15 protein-coding genes and 3 pseudogenes are annotated in these 19,858 nt (G+C 36.3%); 17 read left to right on the forward strand and 1 reads right to left on the reverse strand.

Annotation, left to right across the window (positions count from 1 at the left end; translation table 11 throughout):
* The first annotated feature begins 387 nt into the window (after positions 1 to 387).
* The 13 genes and pseudogenes from miaB to glnA all read left to right on the forward strand — a co-directional run bounded on the left by miaB (position 388) and on the right by glnA (position 15,496).
* The gene (miaB, locus tag JCM12304_RS17730; RefSeq protein ID WP_060681851.1) at positions 388 to 1,956 is read left to right on the forward strand and encodes a tRNA (N6-isopentenyl adenosine(37)-C2)-methylthiotransferase MiaB; all 1,569 of its coding nucleotides are present in this window, start codon (positions 388 to 390) and stop codon (positions 1,954 to 1,956) included.
* 1 nt (position 1,957) lies between these two features.
* Complete coding sequence (locus tag JCM12304_RS17735; protein ID WP_019378503.1) at positions 1,958 to 2,386, forward strand: YlbF/YmcA family competence regulator; 429 nt, start codon at positions 1,958 to 1,960, stop codon at positions 2,384 to 2,386.
* Between the two features lie 300 nt (positions 2,387 to 2,686).
* The gene (locus tag JCM12304_RS17740; protein WP_060681852.1) at positions 2,687 to 3,256 is read left to right on the forward strand and encodes an outer spore coat protein CotE; all 570 of its coding nucleotides are present in this window, start codon (positions 2,687 to 2,689) and stop codon (positions 3,254 to 3,256) included.
* 356 nt (positions 3,257 to 3,612) lie between these two features.
* Positions 3,613 to 6,207, forward strand: coding sequence for a DNA mismatch repair protein MutS (gene mutS / locus JCM12304_RS17745; protein WP_060681853.1), 2,595 nt, complete (start codon positions 3,613 to 3,615; stop codon positions 6,205 to 6,207).
* 18 nt (positions 6,208 to 6,225) lie between these two features.
* Positions 6,226 to 8,079, forward strand: a complete 1,854-nt coding sequence (gene mutL / locus JCM12304_RS17750) for a DNA mismatch repair endonuclease MutL (protein WP_060681854.1) — start codon at positions 6,226 to 6,228, stop codon at positions 8,077 to 8,079.
* Between the two features lie 62 nt (positions 8,080 to 8,141).
* Positions 8,142 to 8,591: a Dps family protein gene (locus JCM12304_RS17755; protein WP_060681855.1), complete on the forward strand. Its 450-nt coding sequence runs from the start codon at positions 8,142 to 8,144 to the stop codon at positions 8,589 to 8,591.
* 25 nt (positions 8,592 to 8,616) lie between these two features.
* Positions 8,617 to 9,552 carry a tRNA (adenosine(37)-N6)-dimethylallyltransferase MiaA gene (gene miaA, locus JCM12304_RS17760; protein ID WP_060681856.1) on the forward strand — a complete coding sequence of 312 codons (936 nt, stop codon included), beginning with the start codon at positions 8,617 to 8,619 and terminating at the stop codon, positions 9,550 to 9,552.
* A gap of 38 nt (positions 9,553 to 9,590) precedes the next feature.
* On the forward strand, positions 9,591 to 9,815 hold the full coding sequence (gene hfq / locus JCM12304_RS17765; RefSeq protein WP_019378497.1) for an RNA chaperone Hfq: 225 nt from the start codon (positions 9,591 to 9,593) through the stop codon (positions 9,813 to 9,815).
* A 272-nt stretch (positions 9,816 to 10,087) separates the two neighbouring features.
* A complete protein-coding gene (spoVK, locus tag JCM12304_RS17770; protein WP_060681857.1) occupies positions 10,088 to 11,008 on the forward strand; it encodes a stage V sporulation protein K in 921 nt (306 codons plus the stop codon).
* 88 nt (positions 11,009 to 11,096) lie between these two features.
* Entirely contained in the window at positions 11,097 to 12,332 is a 1,236-nt protein-coding gene (gene hflX, locus JCM12304_RS17775; protein ID WP_019378495.1) for a GTPase HflX, read from the forward strand.
* A 9-nt stretch (positions 12,333 to 12,341) separates the two neighbouring features.
* A pseudogene (locus tag JCM12304_RS17780) lies at positions 12,342 to 13,585 on the forward strand (methionine gamma-lyase family protein).
* 133 nt (positions 13,586 to 13,718) lie between these two features.
* Entirely contained in the window at positions 13,719 to 14,102 is a 384-nt protein-coding gene (locus tag JCM12304_RS17785) for a MerR family transcriptional regulator (protein ID WP_060681858.1), read from the forward strand.
* Positions 14,103 to 14,159: 57 nt separating this feature from the next.
* Positions 14,160 to 15,496 (forward strand): annotated as a pseudogene (glnA, locus tag JCM12304_RS17790) (type I glutamate--ammonia ligase).
* Positions 15,497 to 15,746: 250 nt separating this feature from the next.
* On the opposite strand, the gene lexA reads toward glnA, so the two are convergent.
* The gene (gene lexA / locus JCM12304_RS17795) at positions 15,747 to 16,370 is read right to left on the reverse strand and encodes a transcriptional repressor LexA (RefSeq protein WP_060681859.1); all 624 of its coding nucleotides are present in this window, start codon (positions 16,368 to 16,370) and stop codon (positions 15,747 to 15,749) included.
* Between the two features lie 86 nt (positions 16,371 to 16,456).
* Here lexA and JCM12304_RS19785 point away from each other — a divergent pair, with 86 nt between their 5' ends.
* From JCM12304_RS19785 to tkt, 4 genes and pseudogenes are all read left to right on the forward strand, one after another.
* On the forward strand, positions 16,457 to 16,630 hold the full coding sequence (locus JCM12304_RS19785) for a hypothetical protein (RefSeq protein WP_218185800.1): 174 nt from the start codon (positions 16,457 to 16,459) through the stop codon (positions 16,628 to 16,630).
* A 36-nt stretch (positions 16,631 to 16,666) separates the two neighbouring features.
* The gene (locus JCM12304_RS17800; protein ID WP_019378489.1) at positions 16,667 to 17,305 is read left to right on the forward strand and encodes a YneB family resolvase-like protein; all 639 of its coding nucleotides are present in this window, start codon (positions 16,667 to 16,669) and stop codon (positions 17,303 to 17,305) included.
* Positions 17,306 to 17,398: 93 nt separating this feature from the next.
* Positions 17,399 to 17,632, forward strand: coding sequence for a DUF896 domain-containing protein (locus JCM12304_RS17805; RefSeq protein ID WP_019378488.1), 234 nt, complete (start codon positions 17,399 to 17,401; stop codon positions 17,630 to 17,632).
* 154 nt (positions 17,633 to 17,786) lie between these two features.
* Positions 17,787 to 19,786 (forward strand): annotated as a pseudogene (tkt, locus tag JCM12304_RS17810) (transketolase).
* Positions 19,787 to 19,858 lie beyond the last annotated feature (72 nt).

Raw genomic sequence — 19,858 nt, forward strand, 5'->3', positions numbered from 1 at the left:
TTGCCGGAATAGCATGAGGCGAAGACCCAGTGAGGTTACGAACAGATGTTGCGCTTGTACCCGGAGGTGTGAAAGCGTCCGCCTGAAACGGAAATCAATGGGTCACTTCTCCTCAAATATTTTACTGAGCTTTTCATCAATAAAGTTACGTCGCAGTTTCTCCTACTGTAATGTACGGAAGGAATATATAAAATAACATTAGCAATAGTAAAAAGTGGACCGATTATAATTTTATTGCTGGATAGTTGTTTATGACAATTTTAGTAAATTATCTTAAGGCAAGTGAAATTATCCTGTTAGCTATTTGGTTACATATTGTTAATTTTGTTTATAGGGCTTATACTGGAATAATGTATAACCTTGCTAAAATTGAAAGGAGTTTCTTTAATGAACGAACAACAGCGTAAAGAGCAAGCACAAATTAAACAAGTGGATGCCGCGGACAGAAAATCCGGTCTGGAAAAACCACTTAGTGAAAAAACAAGTGCAGATTTTGCAAAATATTTTGAGACTACGTATGAGCCTCCAAATTTAAATAAAGCACGTAAACGTGGACGAGATAAAGTAAATGTACATTATGACTTTGCTATCCCTGAAGACATGGAGAATATCGGTGAAGGTAAAAAATTCCTCATCCGTACATACGGGTGTCAAATGAATGAACATGACACAGAAGTAATGGCAGGCATCTTAACAGAAATGGGTTATGAATCGACAACAGAAACAGAAGAAGCAGATATTATTTTGCTTAACACATGTGCTATCCGCGAAAATGCAGAAAATAAAGTATTTGGGGAAATCGGTCATTTAAAACCATTGAAGTTGGAAAAGCCTGATCTCATTCTTGGTGTTTGTGGATGTATGTCACAGGAAGAATCTGTTGTAAATAGGATTCTAAAAAAACATCAGCATGTTGACTTGATCTTTGGTACACATAATATTCACCGATTGCCACACTTGGTCAAAGAAGCAATGTTTGGTAAGGAAAAGATAATAGAAGTGTGGTCAAAAGAGGGAGATGTAATTGAAAATCTTCCTAAGGCGCGTAAAGGGAAAATTAAGGCATGGGTTAATATAATGTATGGCTGTGACAAATTTTGTACATATTGTATTGTCCCAATGACTCGTGGTAAAGAACGGAGCAGAAGACCAGAAGACATTATTCAAGAAGTGCGCCATTTAGCAGCACAAGGTTATCAAGAAGTAACTCTACTAGGACAAAATGTGAATGCTTATGGAAAAGATTTTGATGATATGTCCTATGGATTGGGTGATTTAATGGATGCAATTCATAAAATAGATATCCCGCGTGTTCGCTTTACGACGTCTCATCCAAGAGATTTTGATGACCGTTTGATTGAAGTGTTAGCAAAGGGTGGTAACCTATTGGATCATATTCATTTACCTGTCCAATCTGGTAGCAGTGAAGTATTGAAGAAAATGAACCGTAAATACACACGTGAAGAATATTTGGAATTAGTTCATAAAATACGAAAGGCCATGCCGAACGCCACTTTAACCACAGATATTATTGTAGGTTTCCCTAATGAAACTGATGAACAATTTGAAGAAACGATGACTTTAGTGGAAGAAGTAGGTTTTGAAGCAGCATATACATTTATATACTCTCCACGCGAGGGTACTCCAGCCGCTCGAAAGAAAGATGATATTCCAGAGGATGTTAAAAAACAACGTTTATACCGCCTAAATGAATTGGTGAATAAGCAATCGGCAGAGTCAATGAAGACGTATGACAAGAAAGTTGTTAGTGTATTGGTAGAAGGAGAAAGTAAAAAGGATCCTGATGTACTTGCCGGCTATACGGAAAGGAATAAGCTTGTTAACTTTAAAGGACCAAAATCAGCAATAGGAAAAATTGTAGAAGTTGAAATAACAGAAGCGAAGACTTGGTCATTAAATGGTATCATGGTAGAAAATACAGTAGAGGTGAACTGACATGGCTCAATATACACGTACAGAAATATTGAATGAAGCAAAGAAGTTGGCGAGTATGCTTGCTAGCACGGAAGAGATTGACCGATTTAAGCAGGTAGAGGCAAAGATAAATGAAAATCAGAAGGTACAGCAACTAATCAAACGAATAAAGGCACTACAAAAACAAGCTGTGAACTTCCAAGCTTATGGAAAATCAGAAGCTTTAAAGAAAGTTGAAGCAGAAATTGACCGTTTGCAGGAAGAGATCGACGCAATTCCTGTTGTGCAAGAGTTTAAAGAAACACAGGTTGTAGTGAACGATGTATTACAATTAGTTTCAGGGACCATAGCAAGAGAGGTAACAAATAATGTAATAGAATCCACAGGTGGAGACCTCCTTGCAGGAGAAACAGGTTCCAAAAAGCAAAATAGCATGGGTTGTGGGCATTAAATTAAGGAAAGAAAACCAGAAAAAACAAGTTGTTTTTTCTGGTTTTCTATTTTTAAAAATAATGTTCTTATAAATAAATGGCTATGTTCAATTCCTGTGAGCAGTAACTAGCAAATTACCCTCTTCTTTCTAATTTAAATAAACGCTATAATAATGGTTTTTAAGGTTAACAATTGTAAGTTGCTATCAAAGGCTAAAGTTTTTCTTCATTCATTCCTCTTTTTCTTATTCAGATGTTATGCACTTTAGGTATTTGTCTTGCATAAAATGATTATGAACAAAGAGGAGGTAAAAGTAGCTATGACTTTTCTAAACCGTGACTATAGAGAAATCATTACGAAAGCCGTTTGTGGCAAAGGAAAAAAGTTCACTCAAACATCCCATTCAATTACGCCAACCCATAAACCGACAAGCATACTTGGGTGCTGGGTAATTAATCATTTATACAATGCTAAGAAAAAGTCGGAGGACACAGTGGAAATCAATGGTAGTTATGATATAAACATCTGGTATTCGTATAATGACAATACGAAAACAGAAGTAGTCACCGAAAGGGTCACTTATTGTGATATTATCCCGCTCTCCGTTAAAGATGAGCATTGCATAAATGATGAGTTTGATGTCATTGCCAAGGTGATTCAGCAACCTAATTGCCTTGAGTGCAAAATCTCCAACAAAGGACATAAAATTGTTGTGGAAATTGAAAGAGAATTTGTTGTTCAAGTAATTGGTGAGACGAAAATTTCTGTTAAAGTAAACCCACATTGGGAAAAAGATCACGAAGATGAAGATGATGACGGATGGGATTTTGAGTTAACGGACGATGAACTAGGTGACGTAGATCCTGAATTTATGGATCATAAAGACTAATTTTAAATACGAGGATTTAATCCTCGTATTTTATTTTTTGTAAGGTTAAAAGGGGGGGATTTTTTATTAATATTGTCCTAATTTTTTTCTTAGAAAAGATTTATCTGATTTTAGGCTTTACTAAGTTCTCCTTAGAAGACACCTGCAGTTAAACTGGCCGGACGTTCTAGTGTGGTAAAGCTGAAGTAGGACGAGTAATTGAATTCTAAGGTCAGACAGGCATTAAAAAGGACAGGTCTAACATGTCTTTCTTATTTCAGACGCTTGCGCTATTATTATTGGTTGCGTTATTCGTCGGAAGGAAGGGAAATATGCTATAATGACAAAAGAATAAATGGGTAAGTGGAGGAAAAATGATGGCAAAGTATACACCAATGATGGAGCAATATCTAAAAATTAAAGCTGAGAACAAAGATGCTTTTTTATTTTTTCGGCTAGGTGATTTTTATGAAATGTTTTTTGATGATGCAATTCAAGCATCCAGAGAGCTGGAAATCACACTTACGAAAAGAGATTCAGGACAAAAAGAACCTATACCCATGTGCGGAGTTCCATACCATGCTGCGGAAAATTATATTAAGACACTCATTGAAAAGGGATATAAGGTAGCAATTTGCGAACAAGTTGAAGACCCGAAAACAGCAAAAGGTGTGGTAAAAAGAGAAGTGGTTCAACTTATTACTCCAGGTACCGTTATGGAGTCAGCAATGCTTCGTGAAGGAGAGAATAATTATATAGCCAGCCTTTCCCATTTTCAGGACGGATCGTACGTAGTTGTTTATCATGATTTATCTACAGGAGAAAACAGATTAGCTCTCATCATGGATGGATGGGATGCAGTTATTCACGAATTATATAATCAGCCAATTAAGGAAATAGTTATCTCTTCTAATCTACCAGAACAATTACAACAGCAATTAAAGGGTAAGTTAAATGTTACCTTATCCTATCAGGATATTGTAGATTTTAATGCTGAATACCGTGACCTTTGCGAAAACTTAAATGATGAAAGGCTATTAAAAGCTTTCAGCCGGTTATTGAATTATGTTCAACACACACAGAAACGTTCTTTGCACCATTTACAGCAAGCGAAAGTCATTGACCTGCAGCATCATCTTTCATTGGATATGTATTCAAAAAGGAATCTCGAATTAACCGAGACCATTATTAAAAAAGGAAAGCATGGTAGTCTGCTATGGGTTCTGGACAAAACTGTAACCGCAATGGGATCAAGGCTATTAAAAAAATGGCTGGAACGTCCTCTCTTAAACCAAAAAAAGATTGAAGAGAGACTTGAAATAGTAGAAGGCTTTATTCAAGCATTTATGGAGCGAGACCAATTAAGAGAAGTATTAAAGTCTGTATATGATATGGAAAGATTAGCAGGCAGAGTAGCGTTTGGAAATGTAAATGCCAGGGATTTAGTGCAACTTAAACAATCTTTAGAGAAACTTCCTGAGATTAAGGCAATTCTTTCAGGCTTTCAAGGTGAGGAAATAAACAAGCTAGCTGATAAGATACTATTTCCAAATCAGCTAGTAGACTTATTAAACACGAGTTTAGTAGATAATCCCCCCATTTCCATCAAGGAAGGTTCGATAATTAAAGATGGTTATCATTCCCAATTGGATACTTACAGGGATGCTTCTAGAAATGGAAAACAATGGATAGCTGAGCTTGAGCAGAAAGAAAAAAAAGAGACAAACATTAAATCGCTAAAGATTGGATATAATCGTGTTTTTGGTTATTATATAGAGGTTACGAAAGCAAACCTTCATTTGTTGCCAGAAGGTAAATATGAACGAAAACAGACACTGACAAATGCAGAGAGATATATTACTCCGGAATTGAAAGAAAAAGAGCAGCTCATTTTAGAAGCTGAAGAAAAAATTATTGAGTTGGAATATCAGCTATTCCTTGAAATCAGAGACCAAATAAAAGAGCATATACCACAGTTACAACATATTGCTGATGTAGTCAGTAAAGTCGATGTATTACAAGCATTTGCTACAGTGAGTGAAATAAATAATTATCGACGACCAAGTTTTTCTTCTAATAATACACTAACTATAAAAAATGGCAGGCATCCGGTCATTGAACAAGTTATGAAAGATGGTACATTTGTTCCGAACAATATTTCGTTGAATTCGGAGAGGAATATGCTTTTAATTACTGGGCCGAATATGTCAGGAAAAAGTACATATATGCGGCAATTAGCCTTAACCGTCATTATGGGGCAAATCGGCTGCTTCGTTCCTTGTGAAGATGCAGAACTGATTATTTTCGACCAAATATTTACTAGAATTGGGGCAGCAGACGATCTTGTTTCTGGTCAAAGTACTTTTATGGTAGAAATGCTAGAGGCGAAACATGCTTTATCCCATGCGACAGATCGCAGTTTAATATTGTTGGATGAAATAGGAAGAGGAACTAGTACGTATGATGGGATGGCGCTTGCCCAAGCAATTGTAGAATATATTCACAATAAACTTCAGGCGAAGACATTGTTTTCAACTCATTACCATGAGTTGACAATATTGGAAGAATCCCTGCCACAATTGAAAAATATTCACGTACGTGCAGAGGAATATGAAGGTAATGTGGTTTTTCTTCACCAAATAAAAGAAGGTCCTGCAGACAAAAGCTACGGTATCCACGTAGCGAAACTGGCTGAACTACCAAATGAACTAATAGATCGAGCAAGTGAAATATTAGAGAAGCTTGAGAACGAAGGAAAGCCCACTACGGACGGAGACACAGAGGAAATTAAAAGTGGTCAATTATCCTTCTTTAATGAAGTACAAACCTCTAGCCCAACTCTTAATGAAAAACAAATAGGCTCTTCAGAAAAAGTAATTAAAGATCTAAAGGAATTGGATCTTTTCGCATTGACCCCACTTGATGCTATGAATGAATTGTACCGCTTGCAAAAACAAGTTAAAAAGTACTAAGGGAAAGGAAATGTTTGCATGAAAATTATACAAATGCCAGATGCCTTAGCTAACAAAATAGCTGCTGGGGAAGTAGTTGAACGCCCTGCATCTGTTGTAAAAGAATTAGTAGAGAATAGTATTGATGCAAACAGTACATGGATTAAAGTTGAACTTATGGAAGCTGGGCTCCAGCACATTAAAATTACTGATGATGGTGAAGGAATGGCAGAGGACGATTGTGAACATGCATTCCTTCGTCATGCTACGAGTAAAATTAAAAATGAAACAGATTTATTTCATGTAAAAACATTGGGATTTCGTGGAGAAGCCTTAGCAAGTATTGCATCTGTAAGCAGACTAACCATAAAAACCTCACAAGGTAAGCATGCTGGTACTGTATTGCAATTAGAAGGCGGAAAAATGATTGAAAGAAAAAAAGGGGATGCACGACGTGGTACGGAGATAACGGTGGATGATTTATTTTTTAATACTCCAGCTCGATTAAAGTATATGAAAACCATTCACACAGAATTAGGGCACATTACTGATTTGTTAAATAGGCTTGCATTGTCTCATCCAGAAATCAGGTTTGAAGCTACCCATAATGGGAAAGGATTGTTTAAAACCCCTGGCACAGGAGATGTTTTGCAGGTTATATCACAAGTATACGGTATGGGAGTTGCCCGCAAAATGCTGCCAATCAAGAAGAAGACTTTGGATTTTTCCATTCATGGTTATATAGCGAAACCTGAAATCACGAGGGCTTCCAGAAACTATGTATCTACCATTATTAACGGCAGATATATAAAAAGTATTCCTTTAACACAGGCAATCATTCGTGCATATCACACCTTGCTACCTATTGGCAGATCTCCTATTGTAGTCTTAGATATAAAAATGGACCCTATATTAGTAGATGTAAATGTCCATCCAACAAAGCTTGAAGTGCGATTTAGTAAAGAAAAGGAACTGTTTTCAGCCATCGAAGATACAATTAAACATAAATTTCGTGAGATCACCCTTATACCAGAAATGCAGCAGAAACCTGCAAAAAAAGAAGTGACGCAGCAAAATATGATGGATTTTGGTGACAGCTCAACACAAGAAGTAAGATATCCTACTCATGAAGAGACTATACGTGAACAAAGCTACCAGGAAGCAGAAGAACCTTCTAATAAAGAGGGTGAAGTAGCAAATACGTATCAACCTAATGGTCCTGTAGCTGATTTTTATGCACCTTCCTCTCAAGTAGATATGAAGGAGGATGAGTCAGTTTTAAATGAAAAGCAGATTACCACTCATGCCCAACGGGTGCCAATTATGTATCCCATTGGTCAGTTACAGGGCACCTACATTTTAGCGCAAAACGAGAATGGGTTATATATGGTTGATCAACATGCTGCACAAGAAAGAATTAAATATGAATTTTTTAAGAAAAAGCTTGGAACAACAACCAATGAGTCACAAGAATTATTAATCCCTCTAACTTTTGAATTTTCCAAACAAGAATCCCTGTTTCTTGAAACTTATAAAGAAGAGTTAGAAAAAGTTGGTTTGTTTTTTGAACCTTTTGGTCATCAAACATATGTAATTCGATCACACCCTAATTGGTTTCCTAATGGTTTTGAGGAAGAGATCATTCGTGAAATGATCGACCAAATAATGAATGAGGAAAAAGTGAATATTGAAAGTATAAGAGAAGAAGCCGCTATTTTAATGTCTTGTAAAAGATCTATAAAAGCAAATCACTATCTGAACCATGATGATATGTTTCGTCTGTTAGAAGATCTGCGTAAAACGACAGACCCATTCACTTGTCCACATGGCAGACCGATAATTATTCATTTTTCTTCCTATGAACTAGAGAAAATGTTTAAACGTGTAATGTAAATGCTGTATAAAAACAATACACCAAGTGAATAATGAGTACAAAAAGCTCAGAGGTGTAAAAAATGGAAAATCAAAGGTTAATTAACTTTCTGAATCAGTTACTATCAAATTACTTTGTATTGTATGTTAAGTTGCATCGATACCATTGGTTTGTACAAGGTAGACATTTCTTCCAGCTTCATGAAAAATTTGAAGAGTTATATGAGTTATTTGCCAGTGAACTAGATGAAATAGCAGAAAGAATTTTAATGATAGAAGGAAAACCTTTGGCTACGATGACCAAGTATTTAAAAGAGTCTACATTAGAAGAGGCAAATGCAGATGATAAAGAAAGTGAAATAGTATCTCAACTAATAAAAGATTTCGAACAAATTATTTCAGAAATTAGGGATGAGGGACTTGTTTTAGCTGATAAGCACAAGGATTACCCTACTGAAGATTTACTAATTTCATTACAGACAAAATTGGAAAAAAATCTATGGATGTTCCGAGCTTATCAGGCTTATGAGTAAATAATCAGTATGTAGGGGAAGAGGTATGAAAATAACAGTAATTGCAATTGTCGGTCCCACAGCAGTAGGGAAAACCAAACTAAGTATTGAGATAGCAAAGCGATTTGAGGGTGAAATTATCAGCGGAGATTCTATGCAGGTATATAAAGGAATGGATATTGGGACTGCAAAAGTTGATGAGCGGGAAATGCAAGAAATCCCACATCATTTAATTGATATAAAAGAGCCTAATGAACCTTACTCTGCTGCAGATTTTAAAAACCATGTGCAAACATGTATTGAATCTATAGATGCCAAAGGAAAGATCCCGATTATTGTAGGAGGAAGCGGCCTATATATACAGTCCGCTTTATTTGACTACAATTTTTCTCCAGCAGGACGTGATGAGCGAATTACGAAGCGATTGGAAAACGAACGGGTAGAATTAGGAGTTAAACATCTATATGACCGGTTACGTGTAATTGATCCGGAACAGGCTGAAAAAATTCATCCAAATAACTATCGAAGAGTAATTCGAGCATTAGAGATTTATGAGATAACAGGAGTGAAAATGTCTCAGCTCCAAAAAGAGCAAACGATAGAGTCTCCATACAACGTTATTTTTATCGGCTTGGAAATGGAGAGAGACCTACTATATAAACGGATTAACCAGCGTGTAGACAAGATGATTAAAGACGGACTGGTTGAAGAAGTGAAATCGTTATATGAAAAGGGTTATGAAAAATATGGTTCCATGAAGGCGATCGGTTACAAAGAAATAGTTCCCTATATTCATGGAAAGCAGCCATTTGAAGAAGCGGTTGAAAATTTAAAGAAAAATTCAAGAAGATACGCAAAACGGCAATATACTTGGTTTCGCAATAAGATGAAAATAAGTTGGTATTCCATTAATCCAGATACATATCAGGAAGATTTTATAAAGATTTTAGATGATCTAGCAGGATTATTGCAAGACAAATAGAAATAGTTATATATAGATAGAAATGAGGAGGAAACATAATGGCTCAAAATGTTAATATTCAAGACCAATATCTAAATCAATTAAGAAAAAATCACATCGCAGTAACTGTTTTCTTAACAAATGGATTTCAATTAAGAGGGACATTAAAAGCATTTGATAATTTTACAGTTTTACTTGAGACAGAAGGAAAGCAACAATTAATTTTCAAACACGCAATTTCCACTTTCGCTCCAGTTAAAAATGTGTCTTTAGAAACAGAATAGATGTTGAAACGGGTGCTGCTTAGCACCCGTTTTTATATGTAAATTATTAAGAAGTTATCTGAAATAAGTTTGAATTGAATATTTTGAGGAACAAACTCTCCTTTAAAATCATTATCTACAGAAGTAAATTATTACTCCGACCCTTGTTGTATTTGCATTTTGGGGCCTTTTGTATACATTAAACGAACTATCAAAAATACTCTCAGATATATAGGCGAATGTCACACCATATTGATTAAGTGCGTATACTGAATTGACTGAGAGGTGATGGTATGGAAACACAATTAATCAGGAATAAGAAAAGTCAAATTAATATTGTTTTAAAAGAACAAAAAAACGATGAAGGAAAATCACAGAAAACAATTTCGTCACTTGAAAACAATCCATTTACACATATAAATCAAGAATTCTCTTCGATTATTGGCTTGCAAGATTTGAAAAAAACAATAAAAGAAATTTATGCAACAGTAGTAATTAATCAAAAAAGACATGAATTAGGATTAAAGAGCTCTAAGCAAGTTCTCCACATGCTATTTAAAGGAAATCCCGGGACAGGAAAAACTACTGTGGCAAGGAAGTTGGCAAAGCTATATTTTGAAATGAATTTATTGTCAAAAGGGCACTTTATTGAAGCTGAAAGAGCCGATCTTGTTGGTGAATATATTGGTCAAACCGCTCAAAAGACCCGTACTATTATTCAAAAGGCAATGGGAGGAATTCTGTTTATAGATGAAGCTTACTCACTGGCGCGAGGCGGCGATAAGGATTTTGGAAAAGAAGCTATTGATACGTTAGTAAAACATATGGAAGATCACCATAATGATTTTGTACTAATCTTAGCGGGCTATCCGTATGAGATGGAAAGATTTTTAACGTTAAATCCTGGCTTACAGTCAAGGTTTCCATTTATATTAGATTTTGAGGATTATGAAATAAGTCAATTAATGAAAATAGCCAGGCAAATGGCAGCAGAGCGTGAATATCGTTTAACAAAAGAAGCGGAACAGGAATTAAGAATGCATTTATATAAAAAAACTCAAGAAAAAGCCCGTAATTTCTCCAATGCCCGCTATGTAAGAAATGTAATTGAAAATGCAATCAGGCTTCATGCAGTTCGCCTGTTAAAAAGGAATAACCTAACTACAGACGAGTTGATTACATTAACAGAAAAAGATCTGCTGTTCGATAATTGATAGCGCAATATTTGGTTATCAGATGCTCCGTTTGGTATGATAATACATGTAGATAATACGTTAAGGGTTGATAGAAAGAGGTTTAAATATGACAGTAGAAAAAATACTAGTTATTGCAGTTATGCGACCGAGACAAAATGAAGAAAGATTTCAATCTTCTTTAGAAGAACTCATTTCTTTAAGTCAAACTGCTGGCGGGGCAGTCCAGAAAATAATGGTACAGAAACGAGACCGAATTCATCCAGCTAATTACATTGGAACTGGGAAAATGGAAGAAATAAAACAGGAAATTGAGGAACTGGATATCGAGTTGGTTATCTCAAATGATGAGCTTTCTTCAGGTCAATTACGTAATTTAGGAAATGAATTTGGCGTACGGATAATCGATAGAAGCCAATTAATCCTCGATATATTTGCACAAAGGGCTAGAACCAAAGAAGGAAAGCTCCAAGTAGAACTTGCCCAGTTGGAATATATGCTACCGAGACTCCGTGGTCAAGGAGCGAGCATGTCCAGATTAGGAGCGGGGATTGGCACCAGAGGTCCTGGTGAGACAAAGCTGGAGACAGATCAAAGACATATTAGACGTAGGATTTATGATATTAAAAGAAGACTGTCCTCTGTAGCACAGCAAAGAGAGCAATATAGAAAGAGACGAAAAGCCAATGAAGTATTTCAAATTGCCGTTGTAGGTTATACAAACGCTGGAAAATCAACTTTATTCAATCGTTTAACTGATAGTGAAAGTATGGTAGAAGATAAACTTTTTGCTACTCTGGACCCATTAACTCGACAAATTAAACTGCCGTCGGGCTTCCAATCATTACTAACAGATACGGTAGGCTTTATTCAAGATTTACCTACATCTTTAATTGCAGCATTTAAGTCCACGTTGGAGGAAGTATCTGAAGCGGACTTTCTTCTGCATGTCGTAGATGGCTCAAATCCTGATCTGGAACAACACCAACATACTGTCCGTATATTATTGGAAGAATTACATGCAGATACAATTCCTATGTTAACCATTTATAACAAAAAGGATTTAATGGAAAAAGATTTTATACCTTCAAACCACCCTTATTTCATTATGAGCGCCTATGAAGATGGGGATGTAGATTTGTTGCAAACCAAAATTGAAGAATCTTTAATAAAAGAGTGGAAGTATTACAAGCTGGAATTACGCCCCGATGAAGGAAAAATAATGACCAGACTTGAGTTAGAGACAATCGTCAAGGATAAATATTTTAATGAAGAAAAAAATTATTATATAGTAAAAGGCTATATGCAGAAAAATCACGCTTTAGAAAGCCTATTAGAGGAGTAAAAACAACCAATGTTAGAACAATTAGTAGAAAAAGCAGAAAAAGATTGCAAGCATATTCATAATAAGATTAATAAAACTGTAGAGATAAATCAGAAACGAGTGCTAGATGCGTTTAAGCAAAATCGTGTGAGCGATAGTCATTTTAATTCGACAAGCGGCTACGGCTATGATGATATGGGAAGAGAATCCCTAGAGAAAATATACGCAGATGTATTCGGAGGAGAGGATGCACTCGTCAGACCCCAATTGGTATCAGGTACTCATGCTATTTCCACTACTTTATTCGGGTTGTTAAGACCTAATGATGAACTTATTTATATAACTGGAAAACCGTATGATACGTTGGAGGAGGTTATTGGTAAACGTGGTAAAACTGATACCGGCTCGTTAAAAGACTTTCAGATTTCCTACAAAGAAGTCAATTTAAATTTAAATGGGTCCATTAATTATCCTTCCATCGAAGAAAATATAAGCGACAAAACAAAAGTAATTGGGATTCAAAGATCGAAAGGATATGATGATCGGCCTTCGTTTACTGTCGAAGAAATAGGGGATATGGTTAAATTCATTAAGGATATAAATGAAGATATTATCATTTTTGTAGATAATTGTTACGGTGAATTTGTAGAAGATATAGAACCATTACATGTCGGGGCAGATATTATGGCGGGATCATTAATTAAGAACCCGGGTGGAGGAATGGTCCGTGCCGGCGGTTATATCGTTGGGAAAGAAAAATTAGTTTTAAAGTGTGCCAATAGCTAACAGCGCCAGGTCTTGGTAAGGAAACTGGAGCAACTCTGAATACATTGCATGAAATGTATCAGGGATTTTTTATGGCACCTCATGTTGTCGGGGAAGCCTTAAAAGGCGCAGTTTTCACTTCCAGATTGTTAGAATTAGCAGGTTATACAACATCTCCACATTATCAAGCAGTTCGTACGGACTTAATTCAATCTGTAACGTTTCAAGAAGAGAAGGAAATGGTAGCTTTTTGTCAGGCTATTCAGGAAAGTTCACCTGTCAACTCATTTGTGAAACCTTATCCAAGTGAGATGCCCGGATACGAAGATCAAGTTATTATGGCTGCCGGAACGTTTATTCAGGGTTCAAGTATTGAATTGTCAGCAGATGGCCCACTGCGGTATCCTTATATTGTTTTTGTTCAGGGTGGTTTAACCTATGCTCATGTAAAGATAGCTCTTACCCAATCAGTAAAAGAACTCCAAATAAAAGGTTTTTTAACTTTATAAAAGGGAAAAGGAAGAGAAGTAGCTATCTCTTCCTTTTAATTTATTCTTTTATGTGAGGAAACCTAACATCAATTTGACAGTTAATCTCACATAATCTATAATTAGTTACATAATTACATAAGGGGGTTATGTATTGAATGATAAAGAGAGACGATCCATGCCCTTATTCTCTATTGGGATAGTTATTAAACTAACGGAGTTAACAGCAAGACAGATAAGATATTATGAAGAAAATAACCTGATTCATCCCGAAAGAACTACAGGTAATCAAAGATTATTCTCGTTTAATGATGTGGATAAATTACTAAAGATTAAATCACTACTTGACCGAGGTCTAAACATTGCCGGTATTAAATTATTACTTGAAGAAGAAAAAGATTTGCCAAAAGCCCAAGGTAAATCAGAGCTTTCGGATAAGGAACTGCGAAGTATTTTACGAAATGAGTTAAATGAAGCAGGAAGGTATGGGAAAGCGAGCTTAAGACAAGGAGAATTATCAAGATTTTTTAGGAATTAGGAAGAAGAGAGTAGTTCTCTCTTTATATAAATCCAACTCAAATCAGGAGGAGAAATGATGGGAAAACGAATTACCAAAGAGGAAATTTTAAGGCAAATCGATGAAGAGAATGTACGATTTATTCGTCTGCAATTTACAGATATGCTTGGAATTATTAAGAATGTAGAAATTCCACTGAGTCAACTTGAAAAGGCACTGGATAATAAGATGATGTTTGACGGGTCTTCCATTGAAGGTTTTGTTCGCATTGAAGAATCAGATATGTATTTATATCCAGATCTTGATTCATTTGTAGTATTTCCGTGGACATCTGATAAAGGTAAAGTAGCCCGCTTTATTTGTGATATTTACAATCCGGATGGAACACCATTTGAGGGTTGTCCTCGATATAATCTAAAGCGTAATTTAAAGAAAATGGAAGAACTAGGTTTTGATGCATTTAATATTGGAACAGAGCCGGAATTCTTTTTATTTAAATTAGATGAAAAAGGGGATCCTTCTTTAGAGTTGAATGATCGGGCGGGTACTTCGACCTGGCGCCAACTGATCTAGGAGAGAATTGCCGTAGGGACATTGTTCTTGAATTAGAAGAAATGGGCTTTGAGATTGAAGCTTCTCATCATGAGGGTGCTCCGGGCCAACACGAAATTGATTTTAAATATGCTGATGCGGTTAAACATGCCGATGATATCCAAACATTTAAACTAGTAGTAAAAACAATTGCCAGAAAGCATAATCTACATGCTACTTTTATGCCGAAGCCTTTATTTGGTGTAAATGGTTCTGGAATGCATGTAAACATGTCCTTGTTTAAAAATGGAGAAAATATGTTTTTTGATAAACAGGGTGACATGCAACTAAGTGATGTAGCATTTCAATTTACAGCCGGTATCATGAAGCATGCAACAAACTTCACAGCAGTAACTAATCCAACGGTGAACTCATATAAGAGGCTTGTTCCTGGATATGAGGCTCCTTCCTATGTAGCGTGGTCTGCAGCGAACAGAAGCCCGTTGGTTCGTATCCCATACTCTAGGGGTCTAAGTACACGGATTGAAGTACGCAGTGTCGACCCTGCAGCTAATCCTTACATGGCTATGGCGGTATTATTAGCAGCTGGACTTGATGGTGTGGAAAATAAATTAACACCACCGGCAGCTGTTGACAGAAACATTTATGTAATGACCAGAGCAGAACGTGAGGAAAACGGTATTAAGGATTTACCGTCGACACTGATGGGTGCTTTGAAAGAATTGGAACAGGATAAAGTTATCGTTCAAGCGCTTGGAGATCATTTATATGAACATTTCATGGAAGCAAAAGAAATTGAATGGGATATGTTCCGTACGACGGTACATCCTTGGGAAAGAGAACAATATTTAAGCACCTATTAAGATTGATTAAAATCTAAAAAACTGCCATAATGGCAGTTTTTTTTATGAGACAGAATATAATTTTGTGCTCAGGTTTTTAGTCAGCAACCGTTTTGCTTAACTTCTTACACTAGTGATCTTTAGCAGTTAACCTACATGATCATTGTCTTTTTGCTTTTTCTCACATAAGCTCATGGAAGTAAGGGATACAGAACACAAATGGTTCAGTGACGAATAACACATTTCAGTTTCGTGTTATGCAGAAGCACTATTAATGTATATTGCGATACAATCCAATAACTTTTCCAAGTATGCTTACATTTTTGTACAGTAAGGGTTCCATTGTAGCGTTCTCAGGTTGTAAGCGTATATGATCGCTTTCTTTAAAGAAGCGTTTAACCGTTGCTTCATCTTCTTCTGTCATAGCAACGACAATATCGCTGTTCTGGGCGGTGTTTTGCTGTTTAACGATAACCATGTCTCCATCAAGTATCCCGGCTTCAATCATACTTTCTCCTTCAATTACCAAAACAAACAGATGATCATCCGGACCTGCTGTATTACTTGGAAGAGGCACAAACTCCTCAATATTTTCTACTGCTGTAATTGGAAGACCAGCAGTTACCTTACCAATAACAGGAGCATATCTCGCTTCCTCTCTTGGGATACTTTCTTCGCCTGTAATATCAAGTATCTCAATTGCTCTAGGCTTTGTAGGATCCCGGCGAATAAAACCTTTGCTTTCCAGTCTGGCAAGATGGCCATGGACGGTTGAGCTGGAAGCAAGCCCCACAGCAACAGCTATTTCTCTGACAGAAGGTGGATACCCCTTGTTAGTAACTTCTTCCTTTATAAAATCCAAAATCATTTGCTGTCTATTAGAAAGTTTTGTCATCTATCAAACACCTCGCACATATAGTTTAACTATTAATAGTTTATCATTGAGAAATAGAAAAAGCAAACGTTCGTTCGAAAAATGACTTGACAAGATCATATGTTCGTGCGATACTCATATTAGATAAGCGAACAAAGGTTCTAAATTTGCGGGAGGTGGATTTTACTATGTTTGGAAAATTAACAAAAACAGACGTATTCTATCTGGTGGCATTTGCTTTAACCTTAGGTTTCTTGTATTATTCTATGGTTACAAGCTGAGTAGTATATAAGTAAAGGGCAGGAGAAGTTTATTAAATGAATGCTATTATTTATTGTCGGGTAAGTACAGATAAATCAACACAGGAGACCTCTTTAAGCAGGCAAAAAGAAGAACTACAAAAACTTGCAAGACAAAATGGATTTACTATTATTGCATGTATAGAAGAACAAATAAGTGGATATGAAATTAATAGAGACGGTATCTATGAAATGCTTGATTATTTTACTTCCAATAGAGCGGATTGTCTACTTATTCAGGATGAAACAAGGCTTGGGCGAGGAAATACGAAAATTGCTTTATTCCATCATTTGAAAAAGCTCGACATACCAATTTTTACAGCTATACATGAAGGAGAACTGGAGTTATCTGAATCAGACTCTATGGTTTTACAAATTGTCGGTATCGTAGAAGAATATCAACGTATCATTCATAATACAAAGATAAAACGAGGGATGAAGAAGGCTGTTAAAGAAGGTTATAAGCCTCAAAATAATTTATCACGTCAAGACAAAGCTCCAGGAAGAGATAGAATTTCCTTTCCTATAGAAGAAGTAATCAGATTAAGAGAAAAAAATCTCACATTTGAAGAAATTGCAACAACGCTAAATGGTTTAGGATATTCTGTTTCTAAAGCGACAGTACATCGAAGATTTAAGGAGTTTCAAAACACTTGAATATAAGTATTATGGAGCGTAATATAAAAAGACAGGAACGATCGTTCCTGTCTTTTTATATTGCTATTCACTCGAGCAGGAGGTTTAATTATAATGTTATCCAAAGATAAGTTAGAACGTATCAATCAGTTAGCTAAAAAATCAAAGCAAGAGGGTTTATCGACGGAGGAGAAGAAAGAACAAAAGAAGTTGCGGGAAGAATATTTAAAAAATGTCCGCAGTTCTTTTAAAAACCAATTTAAAACCATGACAGTTATGGATCCGGAAGGTAATGACGTTACTCCTCAAAAAGTGAGGGACTTACAAGAAAGAAACAAAAAACATTAGCTAAATACTGCTCTAAATAAATAAATAATTTCTTAAAGTTTGTTCAAACTATCACAGAATTGTTTTTTGAATCCTATAATACTTGTTACTAATGTTTTTTCGTTATAGAATAAAGTAGGATATTAAAGTTGTATTTACGAGAGGAGCTTATTATATGCCAAACAATATTGAAGAACAATCAGTGAATACCATTAGAACCTTATCTATTGACGCTATCGAAAACGCAAACTCTGGTCATCCTGGTCTCCCAATGGGGGCTGCTCCGATGGCTTACACATTATGGACTGACTTTATGACACATAATCCGAACAATTCAAAGTGGTTTAATAGAGACCGCTTTGTGTTATCTGCGGGACATGGATCAATGTTGCTATATAGTTTACTGCATCTATCTGGATATAATGTGACAATTGAGGATTTAAAAGAATTCAGACAATGGGATTCTAAGACTCCTGGTCATCCAGAAGTAAATCACACGGACGGAGTTGAAGCAACTACCGGACCTTTGGGACAAGGTATTGCTATGTCTGTTGGTATGGCAATGGCTGAAGCTCATTTAGCAGCCAAGTTTAATAAGGATGATATTGCCGTTGTTAATCATAATACGTATGCTTTAGTCAGTGATGGAGACTTAATGGAAGGTATTTCGCATGAAGCTGCATCTCTAGCAGGTCATCTTGGTCTTGGAAAACTAATTGCTTTGTATGATTCTAATGATATTTCTTTAGATGGAGAATTAAACCGTTCTTTCTCAGATAATACAGAGCAACGGTTTGAAGCTTATGGTTGGCAAGTGATCCGTGTAGAAGATGGGAATGACCTAAATGAGTTAAGGGCTGCGATTAAAAAAGCGAAAGAAAATACCGACCAGCTACTTTGATTGAGGTCAAAACAGTTATTGGTTACGGGTCACCTAATAAGTCAGCATCAGCTGCTTCACATGGCGCACCACTTGGGAAAGATGAAGTGAAACTAACAAAAGAATTCTATAAATGGGGGCATGAAGATTTTCATGTACCAGAAGAAGTTTATGCAGATTTCAAGGGGAAAATTTCAGACAATGGCGCAGCTGCTGAAGAAAAATGGAATCAACAGGTAGCAGTATATAAAGAAAAATATCCAGAGCTAGCTAATGAATTTGAATTAGCACTGAATGGCAAGCTTCCTGCAGATTGGGAAAAAGACTTACCTGTATTTGAACCTGAAAAAGACACGTTGGCTACAAGGGCTTCATCTGGTAAAGTGCTTAACGCCATAGCTAAAGCTGTACCGAACTTCTTTGGTGGTAGTGCCGATTTAGCTGGTTCTAACAAAACTACCATCAATGACGAAGATGATTTTACACGGAATAATTACGCTGGTCGTAATGTGTGGTTTGGTGTAAGGGAACATGCAATGGGTGCTGCTTTGAACGGGATGGCTTTACATGGTGGTTTAAACGTGTATGCAGGAACCTTCTTTGTTTTTAGTGATTATCTAAGACCAGCAGTAAGGTTATCATCCATCATGAATGTTCCTGTAACTTATGTTTTCACCCATGATTCTATTGCTGTGGGAGAAGATGGACCGACACATGAACCTGTAGAGCATTTAGCTGCTTTACGTGCTATGCCTGGGTTATCATTGATTCGTCCTGCAGATGGAAATGAAACACAGGCTGCTTGGAGACTTGCTTTGGAATCTACAGACACACCTACAGCATTAGTTCTTACAAGACAAAATTTACCAACACTAGAAGGAACAAAGGAACATGCCTATGAAGGTGTCAAAAAAGGTGCGTATATTGTAAGTAAGGCTGAAAAGGATACTCCTGATGCGCTATTGCTTGCAACTGGTTCTGAGGTGCAGTTGGCAGTTGCAGCTCAGAAAGAATTGGCTACAAAAGGAATTGACGTGCAGGTTGTCAGCATGCCTTCTTGGGATCGTTTTAATGTTCAGGAAGAGACATATAAAAATACAATTCTTCCACCACAAGTGAAAAAACGCGTTGCCATTGAAATGGCAGCTTCCTTCGGTTGGGAACGATATGTTGGTAGTGAAGGAAAAATTATTGCTATCGATAAATTCGGAGCTTCGGCTAACGGAGATAAAGTAATAGAAGAATATGGCTTTACTGTTGAAAATGTAGTAAACCATGTAAAATCTTTACTATAAAATAATACCCTTTTCTAATTGCAACATAATAAAGAGATGACCCTAATTAAGTATGGGTCATCTCTTTATTTT

Source organism: Virgibacillus halodenitrificans JCM 12304, from assembly GCF_001310895.1.
Taxonomy (GTDB): Bacteria; Bacillota; Bacilli; order Bacillales; family Amphibacillaceae; genus Virgibacillus_Q; species Virgibacillus_Q halodenitrificans.